Source organism: Jiella avicenniae (assembly GCF_021390325.1).
Taxonomy (GTDB): Bacteria; Pseudomonadota; Alphaproteobacteria; order Rhizobiales; family Rhizobiaceae; genus Jiella; species Jiella avicenniae.
The window spans coordinates 134,714-156,132 of the sequence record NZ_JAJUWU010000017.1; the positions used below are offsets into that span (position 1 = coordinate 134,714).

Sequence of the window (21,419 nt, forward strand, 5' to 3'; positions counted from 1 at the left end):
CTATGGTTTTTTTCGCTCGAGCAACGGCAGCGAGATGGTGCAGCGAAGAGCTTCGGTATCGAGTGCATAAGTGGTATCGGCGCCAAGTTGATAAGGAAGCGCCCGTTCGATGAGTTCGCGGCCGTAGCCTCCGCCATTGGGCGCGTCGATCGCGTCCGTTGCCAGCAACCCGACCTCCCGCCACTCGATTTGCAAACGCGTGACGCCGTTTTCCACGAGACGCCTGAAAACGGTCAGGCGGCCTTCCGGGTTGCTCAGGCCACCATATTTCGTCGCGTTCGTCAGGAGCTCGTGAATGGCCAATGCCAACGTCTGCACGGAAGCGGACGGCAGCGCGACGCCCTTCGGACCGTCGACCATGACCTGAGCGCCTTCGCCGGTCTCCATGGTGACGCCATGACCGCTCATCTCCGCGTCGATGAGCTGGTCGAAGGTCACCCGGCTCCCATCCTCGAGACGCGACAGGAGGGAATTGACTCGCGCCAACGCATCGAGACGGTTGAAAAAGTCTTCCGAAAACTGCTCGAGGGAGGTGCTCGCGCGGAACGTGCGCTGCGCGATCGACTTTACCACACCGATCAGATTGCGCGTCCGGTGCTGCAGTTCGCCGACGAGAACCTGCATACGGTCCGCCGTGCGCCGTTCGTCCGTCATGTCGTGACAGATTCCGCCCAGGCGACGCACCGAACCGTCGGCATCGATGAGATTGAAGCCCGTCGATCGGATCCAGCGTGTCTCTCCATCCCGGGGGCGGCGAATACGAAATTCGATCACCGCAGCGTCCTCGCGAAGGCTCTTGAACTCGTTCAGCGCCCGGTCGCGGTCTTCGGCGATCACCAGGTCGCGGAAGAACTCGACGCCGCCCTCAGCCGAAGCTTCGCCGCGAGCGACCCCGTACACGTCCTCGAAGGCAGCGCTGAGATATTCGAACTGCAAGGTCTTCGCATCCCGGATCCAGAGTGCATCCGAGGATGCGTCGCCGAACTGCTGGAACAGTTGCTCACTTTCCCGCAAAGCGTTCTCGGTCCGCTTGCGACCCGCCACGTCGTTGAAGAGAATTCCGACCTGGCTGGCATCGGGCGGACCGAAAGGAAAGGCAAAGACCTCGTAATATCGTCCGAGGGCCGCTGCGGCGCTCTCGAAATGCTCCGGCTGGCGCGTCCGCGCGACGCGGGCGTAGGTGTCGAACCATATCTCCTCGTGACCGGGGCGCAGAGAGCGCATCGTTCGGCCCGCGGCGTCCTCGAGGCCGGTCTGGCGCTCGAAGGCGCGATTGGTTTCGAGGAAGCGATAGTCGAACGCTCGGCCGGTCTCGTCGAAGATCATTTCGACGATGCAGAAACCTTGCGTCATCATGTCGAAGAGCAGGCGGTAACGTTCCTCACTGTGACGTTCGGCAGTCTCTGCTCGCGCTCTCTCGATCGCCGCCCAGATCCGATCGGCGACGTCGCTCAGGAGGTCGCGCTCGTGTCTCGTCCAGTCGCGCCGACGCGCCGTCGTCACGCAGAGCGCCCCGACGAGCTCGCGCTGCTTGATCAGGGGCGCCCCCATGCATCCGATGATGCCGAGCGCCGCCGAAGCGGGCCGGTCCGCGTCCGGCACCAGGGGCGAGGTCTGCGTATCGGGGATGACATGGCACTCGCCGCGACGCAGGATCTCGACCGACCATCCGAAGTCGGCGATGCCATGCTCACCCGCGAGCGACGTGCCGCCATCGCGCACATGGTCGCGCTCGACCCGTGCCACCCCTTCCGCTTCGTCGACCTCGACGTAGTATGCGCGATCGACGTTCAGCCATTTGGCAAGCAGGCGGCACGCCTCGCCTTGAATCTCGGCTGCATCGGAGAGCGGGCGCAGCGCATCCGAGAGTGTCAGAAGGAAACTCTGCCGCTCCTCGCTCTCGCGCAGGCGCATGTGTGCCTCGCGGCGCTCGGTGACATCGACGAAGGTGACGACGATTCCGTCGATACGGTCGTTGACGGTGCGGTAGGGCCGGATTCGCAGCATCAGCCAGCGTCCGTCGCGAGACTGGATCTCACGTTCGACCGGCGCGAGGTCGCGCAGGACGAGCGCGGCGTCTTCGGCAACACCGTCATAGGTCAGGTGATGAGTGAAGTCCGTCAGGTTTCGGCCGACGTCGGCCTCGGTGATGTTGAAGACCTCCGACAGCCGCGGCGTGAACATGCGGATTCGCAGCTTGGCATCGAGAAACAGCGTGCCGATGTCGGTTGCGGCGATCAGGTTCTCGAGGTCGCTGTGCGCCGATCCGATCGCCTCGAGCTTGCTCTTCAGCTCCGCGTTCACGGTCTGCAGCTCTTCGTTCATCGACTGGAGCTCTTCCTTCGAGGTCTCGAGCTCCTCGGCCGTCGAACGATATTCCTCGTTGATCGATTGCAGCTCCTCGTTGGCGACCCGAAGATCCTGAATGGTCCCCTCGTGCTCGGCCCTCGATGCAGAAAGGCGCGCATGGGCCGCGTTGAGATCCTCCCGCAGCTTCTTGGCTTCGCCGTTCTCCGCATCGGATTCGGCGCTTTCGTCGACCGGACCGGCGTCGAGGAACAGGATCAGCGCTTGTCCGACGGAACCTTCTCGAGGCGCCGAGCCGGGGGCCACGTACAGGCTGACCCGGTGCCTGCTGCCGTTGAAAGCGACGGCCATCGGCGGCGTGAGTGTCGTCATGCCGGAATCGAGCGCCTGGCGGACCGCGGTCCTGACGTCGAGGCGCAATTCGGGGCGGACGAGGACGGTGATGTCGGTCGTCGGGGGGCCGACCGAGTGCAGAAGGAACCGACCGGCGTTTTCCGACACGTTGAGGAGCTGGTAGTCGCGATCCACGAGCACGCTCGGGGGCGCCGAATGCTCCAGCGCTTCGTGGTGCACGAGGCTTACCGCGCCGTCCGGACCCTGTGATTTCTGCGGCTGTGCGCTCTTCAACGGCCCAGGTTTATGCTCGGCCGGGAACTGCGAGATCACGGGCAATCGGCGTGATGCCTGCGGGCGCGCCTGATAGATGCGCGCTTCCCGGTCGAGCGGCGCGAAAAGCTCCGCCGAAGCGTCGGCAGTCTCCGCCGAACCGAGATACAAATATCCATGCGGCCGCAGCCCGTAGGCAAAGAGGGCGCAGACCTGTCGTTGCAGATCGCGCTCCAGATAAATCAGAAGATTGCGGCAGGAGATGAGATCGAGCCGCATGAACGGCGGATCCTTCAGCACGCTGTGCGAGGCGAAGAGGACGACGTCGCGCAGCTCCTTGCGCACCCGGTAGTGCGCCCCTTCGCGAACGAAGAAGCGCTGAAGCCGCTCCAGCGACACGTCGGCCTCGATGCTGGCCGGGTAGCGGCCTTCGCGTCCGGTGGCGAGTGCCCCCTCGTCGAGATCGGTGGCGAAGATCTGGATGGGAATGCTCACCTGTCGCCGCGCCGCCTCCTCGAGGAGCAGGATGGCGATGCTGTAAGCCTCCTCGCCCGTGGCGCAGCCAGGCACCCAGATCCGGATGCCGGCGTCACCGGCGTTTTCCAGCAGGGACCCGATCACCGTCTTTCCCAGCGCCTCGTAGGCGGAGGCGTCGCGGAAGAACGACGTGACGGAGATGAGCAGATCGCCGAGAAGTTCCTGCGCTTCCTCCGGGTTCGTCACCACGTATTCGAAATATTGCGAGAGATCGGAGCAGCGCGCCACCTGCATTCGCCGGGCGACGCGCCGCATGACGGTGGCGCGCTTATAGGCCGAGAAGTCGTGTCCGGTCCGCGATTTCAGAAAGCTGACGATGCGCTGGAGAAGCTGATCGGCGGGCATCACCGCGAGCGATCGCACCGCTTCCTTGCTCTTGGTGACCTCGACGATCCGTTCCGCGAGCCGCGGCAGCGGCGCCACGAAGTCGGCCACGCCCATGGCGATGGCGCTGCGCGGCATCATCGGGAATTCGGCCGTCTTCGGCTCCTGCACGAAGATGACGCCGCCGGCCTCCTTGATGTCGCGCACCCCGACCGCCCCGTCGGATCCGGAACCGGACAGGATCACCGCCAGCCCGTCGCCTCGTCCCTTGGCGACCGAGCGGAAGAACATGTCGACCGGCGCCCTGTGGCCGCGCGCCTCGGTGAACGGCCGGGCCCGGACGTCGTCGCCGTCGATCACGAGTTCACGGTCCGGCGGGATGATGTAGACGTGATCGGGCTCCAGCGTCGCCCGGTCGGTCACCTGCGTCGTGGGAAGGTCGGTCACGCCGGCGAGAATCTGGTGCAGCGCGCTCGGTTGATCCGGCGACAGATGCGTGATGACGACATAGGCCAGCCCGAGATCATTCGGCAGTTGTCGAAACAACTCCTTCAGCGCGCCGACGCCGCCCGCCGAGGCGCCGATCGCGCAGACCGCCACATTCTTGATGGTCTCTTCCATGCTTTCCGCCATCGTCCGAAACCTGCACCCGGTGTCGCCGCAAGAAGTTGGTCGAACTCGGGTCTATCACGTCAGCGCCGTGAATGAACTTGGGAAGATTGCAGCCTTTGCTCTCGACCGACGACAATGGTCGGTCCCGGGCGCCGATGACGGAAACGGGCCCTGCCGCGCTTCGAAACGTGGCCCCTTCGACGGCCCATGGAGTTCATTCGGCAGCCAACGATTTGGCGACACGTGGCGGCTCCCGACCGAAGCGTCCCACCCTCGCTCGGGCCCGTGACGACGGCGGGACGGACGAGCCGGCCACGGTCACCATTGCCGATGCGGACGACGAAGGCTCGCCGGATGAAGGTACTGAGGCGAGCGGACGGGATCGGAGCGATGTCGCCGGCATCGTGACGGCCGATCGTGAAGCGGACGGCTCTGCGGATTCGGCCGGCGACGACGCGACGGCGAATGCGACTCCGGGCGGAGCTCCCATGGCACCGCCGGATGCCCCGCCTGCCGCGATGTCCGAGACGGCGGACGCGTCGGCTTCCGCCGCCGCTCCAGAGGTCGGCCTGACGCGCGAGATCGTGTCGACGACGGATCTCATCGCACAGCCCGCCCTGGACGGGAGCGGAAGCCGGATCGGCACCGTGGCGGATGTTCTCGTGATGCTCGATGATGCACGGGTGCGCACCGTCGTGATCGAGACGGAGGATGGTTTTCTGGGCCTCCGAGACGCGCAGACGCGCCGTGTGCCGGCGTCGCGGATCGTCATCGATCCGCTCGGCGGCTCCGTCGTGGAAGAGAACGGTTCCGACGACGCCGAACCAGGTGAATGAGACTTAGTTCGTGCCGGGTGCCGGCTTCACCGGCTCGGGCAGCGGCATCTTCACCCATTCGGCGACCTGTTCCTTGCTCGGATCCCAGGGCTGGGCCTCGTCGACATTGTCCTTGGTGATCATGGTCGACGGGGCATCGTAGTACTGTCCAGGCTCGACCGAGCCGTCGACGACACCCTTCAGAAGCCGGTAGGCCATGACCGAGGCGCTGGACGGCGGGTTGGCATGGGAGACGGCGAGCTTGCCTTCCTTGATGAGTTCGAGGCCGTAGGGCGCGCCGTTGGTGCCGGAGGCGAGCAGCACCTCGCCGGTCTTGCCGGCACGCTCGATGGCGATCGAGGCGCCGACGGCCATGTCGTCATTGTGGACGTAGAGCGCCTTGAGGTCCGGATGGGCGGTCAGGATCTGTGCGGTCGCGTCGAGCGCCATCTGGCGGTTCCAGTCGCCCGGCACCTCGGAGACCACTTCCGCCTTCGAGCCGGATTCGGTGAGGCCCTTCTTGAAGCCCTCCGAATAGGCCTCGGCGTCGCCGCGCCCGAGCTTGCCGCTGATGATGGCGACCTTGCCTTCCTTGACCGTCTCGCCGACGAACTTGCCCACAGGAACTCCAAACGTCGGCACGTCGATCTGCATGAAGCCCGCGACCTTGTCGAGGAGCTCGGGATCATAGCCATATTCGAAGAAGATCGGCACACCGGCACGTTGGGCTTGGGCGATCGCCGCCTTTTCCGAAGAGAGCGACACGGCGTAGATCAGGATGCCGTCGACGCCTTGGGTGATCGCGTCCTGGATGTTGGCGAGTTCCTGGGTGCTGTCGTTGTTGGCGTTGTAGGTGACGATTTCGTCGCCGAGCTGTTCGGCCGCCATCTGCACCGCTTCCATGCCGTACTGGTAGAACGGATCGGGGCCCGCGCGCATGAAGGCGTAGGTGTCTGCATGGGCGGCCGAGCCGATGAGCGCGGCGGCCGAGGTCGCGAGCGCGAGTTTCGTGAGATACCGTTTCATCTTGTTCCTCCCGGTTTGAAACGATGGGGTGGTCTGTCCGCCTGGGAGGGCCCGCCCTCCACGAGCGGCCTCAGCGCGGTCGCTGCAGGATCACAGCGGCCGTGATGATCAGGCCGAGGACGGCGCTCTGATAGTTCGCGCCGATCCCGAGAAGGTTCATGGAATTGCTGACGAGGCCGAGCAGGAGGACGCCGCCGAGCGTGCCGAGCACGGTGCCGCGCCCGCCGACGAGGGGCGTGCCGCCGATGACCACCGCGGCGATCGCCCGAAGCTCGTAGCCGGTGCCCATGTTCGGCAAAGCGGAGTCGAGAATGCCGGTGAGAACCACCGCCGCGACGCCCACGATGAGGCCGTTGATGGCGTAGAGCGCGATCTTGATCCGGGCGATCGGAATGCCGGAGAGCCGCGCGGCCTCCTCGTTGCCGCCGATGGCGAAGGCGTAGCGGCCGAGAACGCTGTTCCTCAGAAGGAAGAAGACGACGACGAGGACGATCGCCATGACGTAGACGGGATAGGGGATCGTCGCGAGGCTGCCGAAGCCGATGAAGTCGAAGAGACCACCGGTGCCGTTCACCGGGCTGCCGCCCGAAATGATGATCGCGACGCCTTGCAGGAAGGTCATCATGCCGAGGGTTATGATGAAGGGTGTCGCCCGGTTGGTGGCGACCAGCATGCCGTTGATCGCGCCGATGACGAGGCCGGTGGCAAGACCGGCGAGAACGCCGAGAAGGACCGAGCCCGTCGCCGCAATGGTGAGTGCCGTCACGATACCCGCGACCGAGAGCATCGCCCCGACGGAAAGATCGAGCCCCGCCGAGACGAGGAGGATGGTCTGGCCGAAGGCGACGATGCCCAGCGCCGAGACCTGGAACAGGATGTTGAGGAGGTTGTTCGTGCTGAGAAAGCGCGGATTGCCGATCGCCGTCAGGACGATGATGACGATCAGCGTCAGGACGAGGGTGTAGCGGCCGATATTGGCGAACTTCAACCGTCCGGCTTTCGCATCGTTCCCCTTGACTTCGGAGCGGGTGGAGATCGCCTCAGACATGCGTTGCAGCTTTCGTCGACCTGGGTTCGGACTGGGTGTTTGCGTGTGCGGAAGGCTGGGCCTGAATGGCCGTCAGCAAATCCTCGGGCGTCAGCCCCACCGGCGAGAGGGTCGCGTCGATCGACCCGTCGCGCAGGACGAGAATGCGGTCGGCGAGCGCGATCAGTTCTTCCAGATCGGTGGACATGAAGATGACGCCCGCGCCGTCGGCCGCCAGCGCGCGCAGATGGTCGTGGATCTGCGCCTGCGCCTCCACGTCGACCCCTTGCGTCGGCTCTTCGAGGACGAAGAGCTTGGCCCCGGCGAAGACGGCGCGGCCGAGCAGCGCCTTTCGCTGGTTGCCGCCGCTGAGAAAACGGACCTCTTTCTCCGGCGCGCGGGGAACGAGGTCGAGCCGTTCCGACATGGAAAGCGCCGCTTTCCGCTCGCCGCCGAGATTCAGCCAGGAGAGGCGGGCAAGATTGCCGAGGGCGGCGAGCGAGATATTGCCGCCGACCGACATGGGCATGACGAGCCCGCGCTCGCGCATGTCCTCGGGGATGAAGACGACGCCGCGCGCGATCGCGTCGCGCACCGAGGCGGGCTCGTAAGGCTTGCCCTCCAGCGTCATGGTGCCGCTCGCCCGGCTGACGCCGCTGATCACCTCGGCGAGCTCGCGCGTGCCGCTACCCATCAGGCCGGTGACGCCGATGATCTCGCCCCGACCGAGAGAGAGCGAGACGTCGTCGAGCTTCTCCGGCACGGTGATCGCGTCGAGATCGAGGATGACGGCAGGAAACGCGGTGGTGACGCTCTCGCGCACGGTCTTTTCGAGGGCGCGACCGACCATCATCGCGATCAGGCTTTCCTTGTCGGCCTCGCCGGCTTCGACGACGCCGACCTTTTCGCCATTGCGCAGGACGGTGATCCGGTTCGAGATCGTCAGGACCTCGTCGAGATGGTGGGAGATGTAGACGATGGCGAGCCCGCTTTCGGCGAGGTCGCGGATGAGGTCGAAGAGGAAGTCGGCCTGGCTCTTGTTGAGCGCCGCCGTCGGCTCGTCGAGAAGGAGGATGCGGGCCTTCTCGCGCACGGCCTTCGCGATCGCCACCTGCTGGCGCATGGCAATGTCGAGATCGCCGAGCCGGCGCTCTACCGCAATGTCGAGCTTCAGCTGCTCGAGAAGCTTACGGGCCTCCTCCGCCATGGTCTTTTCGTCGACGAAGCCGAAGCGCGTGCGGGGCTCGGCGCCCAGAAAGATGTTGGCGGCGACGGAGAGCTCGGGATGAAGTTCGGCGTTCTGGTGGACGACGGCGATGCCGGCCTTGCCGCAGGTGAGCGGATCGAGGGCCTCGAAGGTCTTCTCGCCGACGCGGATCGTGCCGGAGTCCGGCGGCTGCGCACCGGCCAGGATCTTGACGAGGGTCGACTTGCCGGCCCCGTTCTTGCCGACGAGACCGTGAACCTCGCCGCGCCGGACGGAAAAGTCGACCGCCTTCAGCGCTCGGGCCCCGAAGAAGGATTTGGAAATCCTGCGGGCTTCGATCGCCAGGTTCTCCGAACCCTCAACCACATCTTCCTCCCGTGACACGTTTTCCGCCATCCCCTCCCGAGGGATCGCCGGTTCCGGACGAACGCGGCACGGCAAGAAAAACGCTGGTACGACTACTCGTTGACCGTGAAGAGCACGATCAGCTCAAGAATTAAACCGGAGGCGTTCCGAACAAAATCCGTGTTTATTCAAGGTAGCAAATCCATTTTCAGGCCATCACGTGGATATTCACGAAAAGAGGCCCGCTGCATTGTCGATCATATGGATTTCGCCAGAAGAGGCTTTTCGTAGCGTCTGATTTTCGAAGAGAAGCGGCCGGTTCTGTCGTTCCGTCAACCGTGCGGCTGATCCCTATCGAATGGACCGACCCTCAGATGGTCAGGCCGCCGTCGACCACCAGCGTCGCGCCGGTCGTGAAGGCGGATTCGTCGCTGGCGAAATAGACCGCGGCCGCGGCCATCTCGTCCGGCGTGCCGAGCCGGCCCATCGGCTGGCGGGCGATGAAGTCTCTGCGCGCCTGTTCGGGATCGGCCTGAGAGGCGATCCGCTCTTCCAGTGACGGGGATTCGGTGGTGCCGGGGCAGAGCGCGTTGACGCGCACGCCCGTGTCGACGATGTCGCGCGCGACCTGTTTGGTCAGCCCGATCACCGCCGCCTTGCTCGCCCCGTAAGCCACGCGGTTGGGCACGCCCTTGAGGTTGGAGACCACCGAGGAGACGTTGATGATCGAGCCCGCCCCGCGCTCCAGCATTTGCGGCAGCACCGCTTTCATAGTGCGGAAGCAGGAGGTGGCGTTCTGCTCCATGCTGCGCAGCCAATCCTCCTCCGAACAGTCGAGGATCGTGCCGTTGTGGACCCAGCCCGCGCAGTTGAAGAGGATGTCGATCCGCCCCGCCTCGTCGATCGCTTGTCTCACCGCCGCGCCGTCGGTGACGTCGAGCCCGATCGGGGTGATCGCCGGATCGATCTCCGGCAGATCGGCCATCTTGGCAACGGTGCGGCTCGCCGCGATCACCTCGGCCCCCTCGCGCGCATAGGCGATCGCCACGGCGCGGCCGATCCCCTGGCCGGCGCCCGTCACGAAGGCCCGCTTGCCTTTCAACCGATCCGTCATGTCCTGTCCTTCCGATATCGTCCGATTGAGCGTGGACCTGTCGGGTCTCAGATCCGGTAGACGCGCTCGGCCGTCGCGCCAAAGACGTTGCGCCGATCGTCGTCGGAGTAGGCCGAGAGCGCGTCCTGATAGGCCTCGAAGATCGATGCGTAGTCGGTCCAGAGCTTTTCGACCGGGAAATTGCTGCCGAACATGCAGCGCTCGGAGCCGAAGGTCGCGAGGCATTCGTCGACGACGAGGCCGATGAAAGTCCGGTCGACTTTCTGGTTGAAGGTGCCCTGTCCGGAGAACTTCACCGCCAGATTGTCGTTCTCGGCGAGGCGCTTCAGCCCCGTCTTCCAGCGCTCGACGACGTCCGGCGTGTCGCCCTCCAGCATGCCGGCATGGACGAGGACGAAGGGAATGTCGGGGAAGTCGCGCACGAGCTTGGCGGCGTTTTCCGCCTGACCGGAGAAGACCTGAAGCTCGAAGAGCCAGCCCATATCGGCGACATGCTTGAGGTTCTTGCGGAAGACCGGATCATTCATCTGGTCCGGCACCGGCGCGTAGCGATATTGTGGGTTCTCGTGCCAATGGAGCTGCTGGCGACAGCCGCGCATGCGCTTGGAGATGCGGGCCTCCTCCTTCATCACCGCGAAGCAGTCGTCGTCCATCAGGTCCGTGGGGGCGACGATCGCGTGCGGCCAGCCGGTGCGCTCGGCGCGCTCCTCGACCCAGCGCACCTCCTCCACCTCGCGGCCGGGGCCCCAGTTCGGCTGGACGTAGACGGCTTTCTCGATCCCGACCGATTTCGCGTCCTCCATGAACTCCTCGATCGGGTAATCGCGGCGGATCGGCTCGTAGGGGCCGAAAATACGCGGCTTCATGGGGCCGTTGAGCCAGTCGAGCTTTTCGCGCTCCCAAATGTGAAAGTGGCAGTCGACCAGGGTCATGGAATCCTCCAAAGTCTGGGTGTGGCGGCCCTTTGCGGGCGTTTGTCTGGGGTCACGCCCATCGGGCGGCGACCTGTCCGCGCGCGGCCCGCTCGACCTTGGCGTCCAGGATGGCGACCTCCTCGCAAAGGGCCGAGAGCGTGCCCGCATCGCCGAGCCGGTCGAGGGTGCCGAGGATCGCCTGCATGCCGCGCGTCGCGGGCTTGTAGGAGGAGTCGCTCATCAACGGGGTCAGCCAGACGAGGCGGTGGGCGAGCCGGGAAAGCCGCCCCGTCGCATCGCGCATGGCGGTCACGTCGCCGCGTTCGAGACCGTCCGAGACGATGATCACCAGCGCGCCCCGCGCCAAGGTCTGGAGCCGTCCGTCGGAAAGGAAGCTCTCGAAGGTAGGCCCGATCCGGGTGCCACCGTCGAAGTCGAAGATCACGTCGGAGAGCGCTTCGAGCGCCTCGTCCACGTCCTCGGTCCTCAGGGTCCTGGTGATGCGGGTGAGCCGGGTGCCGAAGGTGAAGACCTCCATGCGCGGGGCAGCCTTCATCAAAGCGTGAGCATAGCGAAGGGCGTCCGGGCTCGTCGCCTTGAGCGAGCCCGAGACGTCGATCAGCATCAGCACGCGCCGCATCCTTGTGGGGCGCTCACGATAGGCGAGATGGACGATCTCGCCGCCGCTCCGCCGCATCTCGGATAGAACACGCCGCAGATCGAGTGTGCCCGGCCGGGAGGCGCGTTTGGCCCTGCGCGAGCGCTCGCGGGGAAGCTGGCCCCGGGCGAGATCGGTAATCTCGCGGCAGATGTCGCGCTTGGCCTCGCCGGTCTCTGCGAGGCCGCGATTGGCGAGGAATTCGTCGAGGCTCGCCGCTTCGCCGGTGCCTTCGCCCATTTCGGCGGGCGGCGGCGTTTCGCCGGAGTCTGAATCCGGCGGACGCTCGTTCTCCTCCGATTCGGGCGCCTCGACCTCTTGTCGGACGAGTTCGTCGCCGTTTCGGAACCATGCGTCGAAGACGTCATCGAACGGTTCAATCTGCTCGTGCCGAAAGACCAGTGTGATTCGGGCCGTCCAATAGAGATCGGTGACCGATGGCAGATCGGTCCGCGTGAGGGCGCGCAGGAAATCCGTGCGGCGAAGCGGCGAGGGCTCAAGACCGGCGTTCGCCAGCGCGGAGAGAAAGCCGTCGATATGGCGCTCCGCCGCCGCACTCATGACGTCGCGCCCTCGAACTCGTTCATCGCCTTCTTGACGCGGGCAAGATCGTCCTGATCCTTGATGAGAAGGCCGAGCGAGCGGCGCAGCGCCATCGGCCAGCTTTCGCCGTTGCGCTCCAGCGCCATGGCGCTTTGCGCCCATTCGACGCTCTCGGAAATGCCCGGCTGGCGCGTGAGACGAAGATCCCGCACCCGGCTCACGGCCTCGACCAGGGCCTCGGCCGCCTCCGCCGCGAGCCCCGGCGCGCGGGTCTCGACGATGCGGCGCACCTGTGCGGGCTCCGGCATGTCGATCCAGTGATAGGCGCAGCGGCGCTTGAGGGCATCGTGCAGTTCGCGGGTGCGGTTGGATGTCAGCACGGCGATGGGCGCGACCTCCGCTTTCACCGTGCCGAGTTCGGGAATGGTGATCTGGTAGTCGCCGAGAAATTCCAGCAGGAACGCCTCGAATTCGGCGTCCGCCCGGTCGATCTCGTCGACCAGGATGATCGCGCCCTTCGGCTGGCGGAGCGCCTTCAAGAGCGGACGTTCGAGCAGGAATTCGGGCGTATAGATGTCGGCGAGCGTCTCGGCCTCGCCGGAACCAGCCCGCATCTTCAGGAGCTGTTTGGGATAGTTCCACTCGTAGAGCGACTGCGCGGCGTCGAGGCCCTCATAGCATTGCAGGCGGATCAGCTCGCGCCCGGTGACGGCCGCGAGCGCGCGCGCCGCCTCGGTCTTGCCGACGCCCGGCTCGCCTTCCAGAAGCAGCGGCTTGTTGAGGGCGACGCCGAGATAGATCGCCGTCGCGAGCCCGAGATCGGCGAAATAATTCACCGTTTCAAGCTCGGCCTGAAGCGCCCGGGGGCTTTCCATCATCGGCAGGCTCGCCGCCACGATCATGCCTCCACGGCGGTCTCGCGCGCCGCGTCCAGGGCACGCAGCACCCGTTCAGGCGTGATCGGCAACTCCTCGACCCGCGCGCCGCAGGCATCGAAAATCGCATTGGCGATGGCGGGAATGGGCGAGTTCGCCGTCATCTCGCCGATGCCCTTGCCACCGAACGGCCCGTTCGCCACCGGACGCTCGATGACGACGCTGGTGACCGGCGGCGTGTCGGAGGGCCCCGGCATCAGATAGTCGCTGAAGCTCACCGGCCCGTGGGAGCGGTCCGGATAATAGGGCTCCGTCGTCTCGTAGAGGGCGTGCGAGATGCCCATCCAGGCCCCGCCGGTGATCTGCTGATGGACCATGGCCGGATTGAGCGCGCGGCCGAGCTCGTAGACGCTCTGGAGCTTCAGAACCTCCACCTCGCCGGTCTCGTCGTCGACCGAGACGTCGACCACGGTGCAGGCGTGGGATTGGGCGGAATCGGGGTCCATCGCGCCGGTCTCGGGATCGGGATAGTTGCGCGGCTTCATGAACATGCCGCGCCCGGAAATGGTGCGGCCTTGCTTGAAATGGGCGGCGAGCGCCACGTCCATGATGCTGATCTTCTTTTCCTCCGAGCCCTTCAGCTTGACGAAGCCCGTGCCGTCGGTTTCGAGATCGGCGGCGTCGACCTCCATCTCTTCCGCCGCGACCTCCAGCATCACCTCGCGGGCCTCCCGCGCGGCCATGATGACGGCATTGCCCACCCGGTGGGTGCCTCGGCTGGCAAAGGTGCCCATGCAATGGGGGCCGGTATCGGTGTCGGCGGTGTCGACCAGCACGTTCTCCACCGGCAGGCCGAGCACTTCGGCCGCGCACTGGGCGGCGATCGTCTTGATGCCCTGGCCGAGATCGACCGAGGAGAGGACGACCGAGAAGACGCCGGTGGGCGTCGCATGAACCAGCGCCTGCGAGGGGTCGCCGCCGAGATTCATGCCGGTCGGATAGTTCACGGCGGCAAAGCCGCGCCCGAAATGCTTGGCCATCACTTCGCCTCCCGCTTCACCGAGGACATCTTGCGGTATTCCTCCGGCAGATCGTGGCCCACCAGCTCGGCAGCCCGCTGGATCACCTCGATCAGCGCGGCACCTTCCACCTTTTTGCGATGGGCCTTGGTATCGCCGTCGCGATAGGCGTTCTTCAGCCGGAAGATCAGCGGATCGAGCCCGAGGGTCTTGGCGATCCGGTCCATCTGGCTTTCCAGCGCGAAGTCGCCGATCGTCACGCCGAAGCCGCGCATGGCGCTCGACGGCGTGCGGTTGGTGTAGACGCAATGGCAGTCCGCCCAGACATTGGGGATCGAATAGGGACCGGGCACGTGGGCCGAGGCCTTGGTCACGCCATAGGGCGTGTGGCGGGAATAGGCGCCGGAATCGATGTAGAAGGTCATCTTGCGGGCGACGATGCGCCCGTCCTTCATCACGCCGTCCTTGATGTAGATGCGCTCGGCCGCGCGCGGCGAGGAGACCTGCATCTCCTCCGCCCGGTCGTAGACGAACTTCACCGGCCGGTTGGTCAGCATGGCCGCGATGCAGGCGAGCGGCTCCACCATGACGTCGACCTTGCCTCCGAAGCCGCCGCCCACCGTGCCACCGACGACGCGGAGCTTGGCGGTCGGTACGTCGAGGATTAGGGCCGTATTGTCGAGGGTGAAGAAGCAGGCCTGGGTGTCCGAATAGATGGTGAGGCGCCCGTCGCCCTCGGGCTTGACGATGCAGCCCGTGGTCTCGACCGGGGCCTGCTCGATCGGCCGCGACTGATAGCGATGCTCGAAGATATGGTCGGCTTCGGCAAAACCCTTTTCCACGTCGCCGAAGCGGATGCGGCGAAAGGGGTGACCTTCATATTCGAAATAGTTTTTGCCGTGGACAGGATTGACGATCTGGGCGTCCGGCTTCAGCGCTTCCTCCACGTCGAGAACGACGGGGAGATCTTCGTAGTCCACCTGAACGCGGCTCGCGCCTTCGATCGCCGCCGCCTCGCTCTCGGCGACGACCGCGCAGATCGGCTCGCCGAGATAGCGCACGCTGTCTTCCGCCAGCACCGGCTCGTCGTTCGGCCCGACATTGATAAGTCTCAGCACCGTATACCAGTTGGCCGGCACGTCCTTGGCCGTCAGGACGCGCACGACGCCCGGCACGTTCATGGCCGGCGCGGGGTCGATCCGCGTCAGCTTGGCGTGATGGCGCTTCGATCGGCACACCTTGATGTGCAGCGTGCCGCGAAAATGATTGTCCTCGAAATAGCGGGTCGTGCCGGTCACGTGGCCGCGCGCGTCGAGGCGCGGCGAAGGCTGACCGACGACCTTGAAGTCGTGCTGGTTCTCGTCGGAGAAATAGCTGCGATCGAGCGTTTCGCCGGAAGTCTCGGAAGGGATGTGATCGTCCATCGGGGCGCTCCTCACTCTGCGGCGATCTGCTGGGCACCGCGCATCTTGGCGGCGGCGTCGCGGATGGCGCGGATGATCGGGTGGTAGCCGGTGCAGCGGCAGACATTGCCGGAGATCGCCCGCATGATGTCCGCGTCGCTGGGATCCGGGTTTTCGGCGATGAGGGCGGTCGCCACCATGAGCATGCCGGAGTTGCAGAAGCCGCACTGGGTCGCGAAGCCCTCGACCAGCGCCTCCTGCAAGGGGCCGAGACCGCCGACCGGCGTGATCCCCTCGACGGTCGTCACTTCCGCTTCGTCGACGGTTTCGGCCGGGATCAGGCAGGAGCGCACGGCCTTGCCGTCGACGACGACCGAGCAGGCCCCGCAGGAGCCGTCGGCGCAGCCGCGCTTGGTTCCGGTGAGTTCGAGCTGGTCGCGCAGGACGGAGACGAGCGTCGTTCCCGGCCTGACGATCACCTCCTGCGGCGTTCCGTTGACGAGCAGCGTCACGATCCGTGATGCCATGGTTCCTCCTCCGCCGTTCTGCGGCATCTCGTTGACGTTCTGGAGCGCGGGCAATGCTGGCGCGTTGCCTCGCCGACCGGCCGCTCAGGCTCCGACAAGCGCGCGGCGGATGTGGACGGGAATGACCCGCGTCCGGTACCAGGCGCTGGCATAGGCGTCGGTGAAGGGCTCGCAATCGGCCTCGAACTTCGCCGCTGCGGCGGTGACACTTTCGGCATCGAGAGGCTTGCCGACGAGCGCGGCCTCCACCGACGGCACGCGCAAGGGTCTCGGCCCCGCCCCGCCGAGGGCGATGCTCGCGGATTTGACGACACCGCCTTCCACCTGGACGCGGGCGGCGACGCACACGATCGCCGCCGAATTGGTGTTCCGCCGCATTGTCTTGGCGTAGAACCAGCTCCCCCCGTCTGGCAGATCGAAGGTGAGCGCGGTGACGATCTCGTCCGCCGCGACGCCCTTCTTGACGATCTCGGACACCGGGGCCTGTCGCTTGCCCTTCGGCCCCGCGATCTCGACCTCGGCGTCGAGGGCGAGAAGCGCGACGGCGAGGTCGCCATAGGGCTGGGCGGCGAACAGATTGCCGGCGACGCTCGCCATGTTGCGCACCGGCGGCGAGGCGATCGATTCGACGACCGGCTTCAGAAGCGCCAGGCGCTCGTCGCGGCCGAAGGCGTCGAGCGTCGTCGTCGCGCCGATCGTGACGCGTGTGCCGCTCACCGAGATGCCGGCGAGATCGAGCTTCTTCAGCGAGACGAGGGTGGTAAGACCCGTCGCCCGCGTATTGATCTCCGGCATGAGCAGCGTTCCGCCGGACAGGATCGCGCCGGCCCGGCACCCCGCAAGGGTCTCCAGCGCCGCGTTCAGATCGGAAGGAACGTCTACGCGATCGAGCATTTTTTCCATCCCCTTGGCTTGTCTGCGCCATTTCGAGGAAAGGCTACAGGCTGGGAGGGAGCTGCGCTTATCGCCTGGTCTGACGCAGTTATCATTGCGTCGGAACCTTCACCCCGGAACGGTCACCGAGGCGCGACGGCCATTTCGGTCCCTTGCGAAACGAGAAAAGGCGGGCCTGCCGGGGCCCGCCTTTCCGTGCGTCTCGGGAGAGTGTCGTCTAGCGGTGGCGATCGGCCGAAGACCGGGGCGCCGCCTGATCATCCGGCGCTTGGCTTTTCAACCGCCGAAATGCTTCTTCAAGGCGTCGAAGCCGCCCTGAAAGACGTTCTTGCCCATGCCGGCGGCCTCGGCCTCGGCCTTTTCCGGCGGGCAGTCGAAGGTCGCGGTCCATTCGGCGAAGCACTTGTCGCCGTCCGTCACCGGGAAGAGGCGCAGGGTGGCGCGGTGATTGGTGATCGGGGCGGGCGTCTGAAGGATCTGATAGGTGACCGAGTAGTCGTCGTCCGACATTCCGATCAGCTTCTCGCGCAGGTTGGCGCCGGTCGCGGTCTGAAAGTTGCGGACCGCGCCGATCTCGTTGGCGGCGAGATCGTCCTCGATATGGCTTTCCACCATGCGCGGATGCCAGTTCGGCAGGCCGTTGAAGTCGCGGATCAACGCCCAGACTTCGGAAGCCGGCGCGTCGATGACACTCGAAACGGTGACGGTGGGCATATGGATCGGTTCCCCAGGTTGATTGGCGATGCCCTTTCTCTAACGCCTCGATCCGGCCCGGACTTATCGGTGGGTCGGATCGTCCAATCGTTCAGTCTTAAAAAGTCACGCCACCATGGAGCGCGCAGCCGAGCGGTAAACCGCCGGCGGCACGCCCACATGCTCGCGGAAGAAGCGCGAGAAGTTGCCCTGGGTCGTGAAGCCGAGATCGGTCGCGATCTCGGTCAATCGGTCGTCGCTGCCCTGGACGTGGCGAAGGGCCTCCTCCATGCGCAGCATGTTCCAGTAGATGTTCGGCGTGACGTTCATCTGCTCCTTGAAGAGCGCGAAGAAGTGCGGCCGCGACAACCCGACCTCGCGGGCTACCTCGTCGAAGCAGATGCGGGCCGTGACATTCGCCTTCATCAGGGCGATCGCCTTGCGGATGCGGAAATCGCGAGCTCCCGGTGCGCGTTTCGGAAGGCGCTGCCGCGCCCGTTCGGCTTCCGCAGCGTCGAGCAGAGAATCGACGAAGGAGACGATCTCGTAGTGCAGGAGATGGCCCGGATCATCCCCGTCGATCAGCCGGTCGACGAGATTGGCCATCAGGTCGTGCGTCGCGGGATCGATCGGGATCGCGGGATCGACGAAGAGCGGAACGTCGCCATCGATACCCCTGCGTTGGCGAATCCAGTCGGGATCGAGATAAAAGGCCAGGAACAGGCCGCCCTCGCCCTCGGCCATCATGCTGTGATTGTGCGGCTCGAAGGAATTGACGCCGATCGCCAAGTCCCGGCCCGGATGGACCTGCCGACTGCCGATCGTCATCTCTCCCGTCGATCCGCGCATCCAGAGGATCAAGTGCACGTCGCGATGAGCATGCGTGACGAGATCGCCGACGACATTCCGGATCGACAGGCGTCCGAAATCGCCCTGGTAAAGAAGAATTGCCTCCCGCATTTCCATCCCCGGTCATTGATCTTGTTGTTTTGTGTCGATCAGGCCTTCGCCTCCCGGTCGCTTCTCGTGAACGACTTTACGGCAGTGCGGCGTCCCGCGATGTCCGAAACGATGCGCCCCGATCGGTCTTGCCTCGAGCTGTCGGTAACCACCCCGCGCGTCTCTGTTGTTCTCAACTTGCATGGCATTTGCGTGACCGCGCCAGCGGAAGGTCGGCCGTTCCCTTGGGCGTCAGAGGCATCATGCATTGTTTTAAAGTACACCTCCGAACTGTGTCCAAGACAAGTATGGGAGGGGACAAATATCTGAAAAAACAGACTGAACGATATCTACTCCAGCCGTGCTTCCGGGTGTGGGCAAAATGTCGGCGAGTTCAGCAGAGGTGGGCGCGGAATTTCGAACAGGGGTGCGAGTCGCGAAGGCAAGCCTCGTCGTCGAAATGAGTTCGATCCGGCCGGCCGAGGCGCGCCAGCGTGCGGCCCGGCTTGCCGAGGCGGGCGTCGACTATCTCGGCATGCGGGTTTCCCGCGGCACGGGCGGGGGAGGCCGGGACGCGCGCCATCACGTGCGGCGCCATGAGGGCGATCCCGATCACGCCGCCCTCATTCTCGGAATCGAGCGCCTGCCGGCGCCGCCAATGCTCTCGGAAATCGTCCGCGAGAACAACCCGGCCCGTCCGCACTGTCGGGTCTCGAGACGGCAGCGACCGGCGGCACTGGCGTCCCGGCGGTTCAATCGGCAACCGGTGGAATCCGTGAAGCGATCAATCCCGCAACGCCGATCCTTCCGGACACGGCCGGGGTCCGTGACGAGCATGCCGGCGTCGACCAAAGGCGTCGCGAGCCTTTCCGAAGGGATCGTTCCCCATCGTCTTTCGGCCGAGCAGGCGCCCGAGATCGGCCGCAAGCCCTGGCGTCACAATGGCCTCATGTCGCGTCCGCCATGCGTGAGCGGCGACGGCTGCGGATCTGGGAGTAGATCGAGAAGATCAGGAAGAGCAGACAGCAGACCAGGATACCCGCGCTGATCGGGCTCTCGATGAAGATCATCGGGCTGCCGCGGCTCAGGAGCAGGGAGCGGCGGAGATTTTCCTCCATCATCGGCCCGAGGATGAGACCCAAAAGCAGCGGCGAGGCAGGGCAGTTGAGCTTGGTCAAGAGGTAGCCGGCACAACCGAGGCCCGCCATGAGATAGAGGTTGAAGGTGCTGTTCGAGACGCTGAAGACGCCGATGCAAAGGAAGATGATGATCGGCGGGTAGAACAGGCGATAAGGAACGCTCAGCATCCGGACCCACATTCCGATGAACGGGATGTTGATGAAGAGGATCATGATGTTGCCGATCCACATACTGGCGATCAGTCCCCAGAAGAGATCGGGGCTGCGGGTCATCACCAGAGGCCCCGGCTGGATACCGTGGACGATCAGAGACCCGAGGATCAGCGCCTGGACGGCGTCGCCCGGAATGCCGAGCGTGAGGGTCGGAATGAAGCCGGTCTGGGCGGCCGAATTGTTGGCCGCCTCCGGGCCGGCCACGCCCTCGATCGCGCCTTTGCCGAACAGTTCGGGATGCCGCGAAACGCGTTGTTCGACGGTGTAGGCCATGAATGAGGAAATCGTCGGTCCGGCCCCCGGCAAGGCGCCGAGAAAGCCTCCGAGCGCAGTTCCGCGCAGGATGGAGCCGACCGAACGGCGCGCTTCCGCGGCGGTCGGCAGCATGTCCCGAAGCCCCGTCTTCGGCTTCAAGACTTCCATCCGGGTATTCGGTTCGAGATTGCTGATCACTTCGGACAAACCGAACAACGCCATGGCGACGACGATGAAGCTGATCCCTTCGGCGAGCATCGGGACGCCGAACGTGTAGCGCATCATCCCGGACACGATGTCCAGGCCGACGAGGCCGATCAGAAGGCCGACGACGGTCATTCCGATCGAGCGCAGCAGCGAGTCGGCAGCGACCGCCGACGCCGCAATGAGGCCGAGAAGCATCATCGAGAAGTATTCGGGCGGACCGAAGTCGAGCGCGACGGTGACGATCGCCGGTGCCGCCACGCTGACGAATATCAGGGCGATGATCGATCCGCAGAAGGATGACACCGTGGCCATGAAGAGCGGCATGGCGGCCCGTCCCTGTTTCGCCAGGGCGTTGCCTTCCAACGCCGTCACCGCGTTGGCAGGGGTTCCCGGAAGATTCAGGAGGATCGATGCGATCGAGCCGCCGTAGAGCGCGCCGTAGAAGATGCCGGACAGCATGATCAGGGCGCTCAAGGGGTCGAACCCGAAGGTGAAGGGCAACAGCATCGAGATTGCCGTGACCGCGCCGAGGCCGGGCAGCGCGCCGATCACGAGCCCGACGAGAACCCCGACGACGCAGTAGATGAGGTTCCACCAGCTGAAGGCGAGTTCGAAGCCGTGCGCGATATTGTCGAAGAAGCTCATAGACGCCACCACAACGGGATCGGAAGGCCCAGAAACTGGACGAACAGGAGAACCGAGACGACGGTGAGACCGATCGCGACCAGAACGAGTTCGAAGAAGCGGGTTTCCTCGCTTGCAAGGCCCGAAACGAGGACGGCCGCCAGCGTGGCGATCACCAGTCCGGCGCGATCGAGAAGAAACCCGAACGCGACGATCGAGGCGGTTATCGCGGCCACCGGGCGAATGAACAGGCGCGGCATCACGTCCGGCTGGCTTTGCAGGACGGCACGCGCCGACAGGGCCAGTCCGATGAGGGCGAGCACGATGCCGAGGATGAGCGGGAAGTATCCCGCTCCCATCCGACGCGCCGTTCCGATGCCGTAGCTCGGAGCCTCGACCGCGAAGAACAGACCGATCGCGAGAAACAGGCATCCCGCGAGAAAGTCCTTGTCCCTGAAGATTGCAGGCATTCCCGTCGTCCTCCCAAACAACCGGAGCTGGAGCGCCGTGCGTCCAATCGGACGCACGAACGACGCTCCAAGCCATGACATTTGGCTCGGCACCCGACACAGGCGGGGGCCAGATGTCTCGATCAC

Annotated in this window: 18 protein-coding genes; 2 read left to right on the forward strand and 16 right to left on the reverse strand. The window is 65.2% G+C overall.

Annotation, left to right across the window (positions count from 1 at the left end):
• Window positions 1–4,407, reverse strand: coding sequence for a chemotaxis protein CheB (locus LZD57_RS16875; RefSeq protein WP_338034716.1), 4,407 nt, complete (start codon window positions 4,405–4,407; stop codon window positions 1–3).
• Window positions 4,408–4,493: 86 nt separating this feature from the next.
• Between LZD57_RS16875 and LZD57_RS16880 the strand changes: the two genes are divergently transcribed.
• The gene (locus tag LZD57_RS16880) at window positions 4,494–5,222 is read left to right on the forward strand and encodes a PRC-barrel domain-containing protein (protein ID WP_233720651.1); all 729 of its coding nucleotides are present in this window, start codon (window positions 4,494–4,496) and stop codon (window positions 5,220–5,222) included.
• 3 nt (window positions 5,223–5,225) lie between these two features.
• Here the strand turns inward: LZD57_RS16880 and LZD57_RS16885 are convergent, their stop codons facing one another.
• The 13 genes from LZD57_RS16885 to LZD57_RS16945 all read right to left on the reverse strand — a co-directional run bounded on the left by LZD57_RS16885 (window position 5,226) and on the right by LZD57_RS16945 (window position 18,274).
• Window positions 5,226–6,227, reverse strand: a complete 1,002-nt coding sequence (locus LZD57_RS16885; RefSeq protein ID WP_233720652.1) for a sugar ABC transporter substrate-binding protein — start codon at window positions 6,225–6,227, stop codon at window positions 5,226–5,228.
• Between the two features lie 70 nt (window positions 6,228–6,297).
• Window positions 6,298–7,275, reverse strand: coding sequence for an ABC transporter permease (locus LZD57_RS16890; RefSeq protein WP_233720653.1), 978 nt, complete (start codon window positions 7,273–7,275; stop codon window positions 6,298–6,300).
• Window positions 7,268–8,827: a sugar ABC transporter ATP-binding protein gene (locus LZD57_RS16895; protein ID WP_233720654.1), complete on the reverse strand. Its 1,560-nt coding sequence runs from the start codon at window positions 8,825–8,827 to the stop codon at window positions 7,268–7,270. The genes LZD57_RS16890 and LZD57_RS16895 overlap by 8 nt, the downstream gene beginning before the upstream one ends.
• Before the next feature lie 349 nt (window positions 8,828–9,176).
• Window positions 9,177–9,920, reverse strand: a complete 744-nt coding sequence (locus LZD57_RS16900; protein WP_233720655.1) for an SDR family oxidoreductase — start codon at window positions 9,918–9,920, stop codon at window positions 9,177–9,179.
• Between the two features lie 47 nt (window positions 9,921–9,967).
• Complete coding sequence (locus tag LZD57_RS16905; RefSeq protein ID WP_233720656.1) at window positions 9,968–10,852, reverse strand: amidohydrolase family protein; 885 nt, start codon at window positions 10,850–10,852, stop codon at window positions 9,968–9,970.
• Window positions 10,853–10,904: 52 nt separating this feature from the next.
• Window positions 10,905–12,053, reverse strand: coding sequence for a vWA domain-containing protein (locus LZD57_RS16910; protein WP_233720657.1), 1,149 nt, complete (start codon window positions 12,051–12,053; stop codon window positions 10,905–10,907).
• Window positions 12,050–12,937 carry an AAA family ATPase gene (locus LZD57_RS16915; protein ID WP_233720658.1) on the reverse strand — a complete coding sequence of 296 codons (888 nt, stop codon included), beginning with the start codon at window positions 12,935–12,937 and terminating at the stop codon, window positions 12,050–12,052. Before LZD57_RS16915 ends, LZD57_RS16910 begins: the two co-directional genes overlap by 4 nt.
• Entirely contained in the window at window positions 12,934–13,950 is a 1,017-nt protein-coding gene (locus tag LZD57_RS24050; protein WP_255700006.1) for a xanthine dehydrogenase family protein molybdopterin-binding subunit, read from the reverse strand. The genes LZD57_RS16915 and LZD57_RS24050 overlap by 4 nt, the downstream gene beginning before the upstream one ends.
• Window positions 13,950–15,353, reverse strand: coding sequence for a xanthine dehydrogenase family protein molybdopterin-binding subunit (locus LZD57_RS24055; RefSeq protein ID WP_255700007.1), 1,404 nt, complete (start codon window positions 15,351–15,353; stop codon window positions 13,950–13,952). Before LZD57_RS24055 ends, LZD57_RS24050 begins: the two co-directional genes overlap by 1 nt.
• A gap of 11 nt (window positions 15,354–15,364) precedes the next feature.
• Entirely contained in the window at window positions 15,365–15,859 is a 495-nt protein-coding gene (locus LZD57_RS16930) for a (2Fe-2S)-binding protein (protein ID WP_233720659.1), read from the reverse strand.
• Between the two features lie 84 nt (window positions 15,860–15,943).
• Window positions 15,944–16,753 carry an FAD binding domain-containing protein gene (locus tag LZD57_RS16935; protein ID WP_233720660.1) on the reverse strand — a complete coding sequence of 270 codons (810 nt, stop codon included), beginning with the start codon at window positions 16,751–16,753 and terminating at the stop codon, window positions 15,944–15,946.
• A 276-nt stretch (window positions 16,754–17,029) separates the two neighbouring features.
• Window positions 17,030–17,467: an SRPBCC family protein gene (locus LZD57_RS16940; RefSeq protein ID WP_233720661.1), complete on the reverse strand. Its 438-nt coding sequence runs from the start codon at window positions 17,465–17,467 to the stop codon at window positions 17,030–17,032.
• Between the two features lie 105 nt (window positions 17,468–17,572).
• A complete protein-coding gene (locus LZD57_RS16945) occupies window positions 17,573–18,274 on the reverse strand; it encodes a helix-turn-helix domain-containing protein (protein WP_233720662.1) in 702 nt (233 codons plus the stop codon).
• Between the two features lie 571 nt (window positions 18,275–18,845).
• Between LZD57_RS16945 and LZD57_RS24250 the strand changes: the two genes are divergently transcribed.
• Window positions 18,846–19,433, forward strand: a complete 588-nt coding sequence (locus tag LZD57_RS24250; RefSeq protein WP_420844830.1) for a Rossmann-fold NAD(P)-binding domain-containing protein — start codon at window positions 18,846–18,848, stop codon at window positions 19,431–19,433.
• Here the strand turns inward: LZD57_RS24250 and LZD57_RS16955 are convergent.
• Both LZD57_RS16955 and LZD57_RS16960 read right to left on the reverse strand, forming a co-directional pair.
• A complete protein-coding gene (locus LZD57_RS16955) occupies window positions 19,333–20,844 on the reverse strand; it encodes a tripartite tricarboxylate transporter permease (protein ID WP_233720664.1) in 1,512 nt (503 codons plus the stop codon). The two genes, LZD57_RS24250 and LZD57_RS16955, sit on opposite strands and share 101 nt — an antisense overlap.
• Window positions 20,841–21,293 carry a tripartite tricarboxylate transporter TctB family protein gene (locus LZD57_RS16960; RefSeq protein WP_233720665.1) on the reverse strand — a complete coding sequence of 151 codons (453 nt, stop codon included), beginning with the start codon at window positions 21,291–21,293 and terminating at the stop codon, window positions 20,841–20,843. The genes LZD57_RS16955 and LZD57_RS16960 overlap by 4 nt, the downstream gene beginning before the upstream one ends.
• Between the last annotated feature and the right edge of the window lie 126 nt (window positions 21,294–21,419).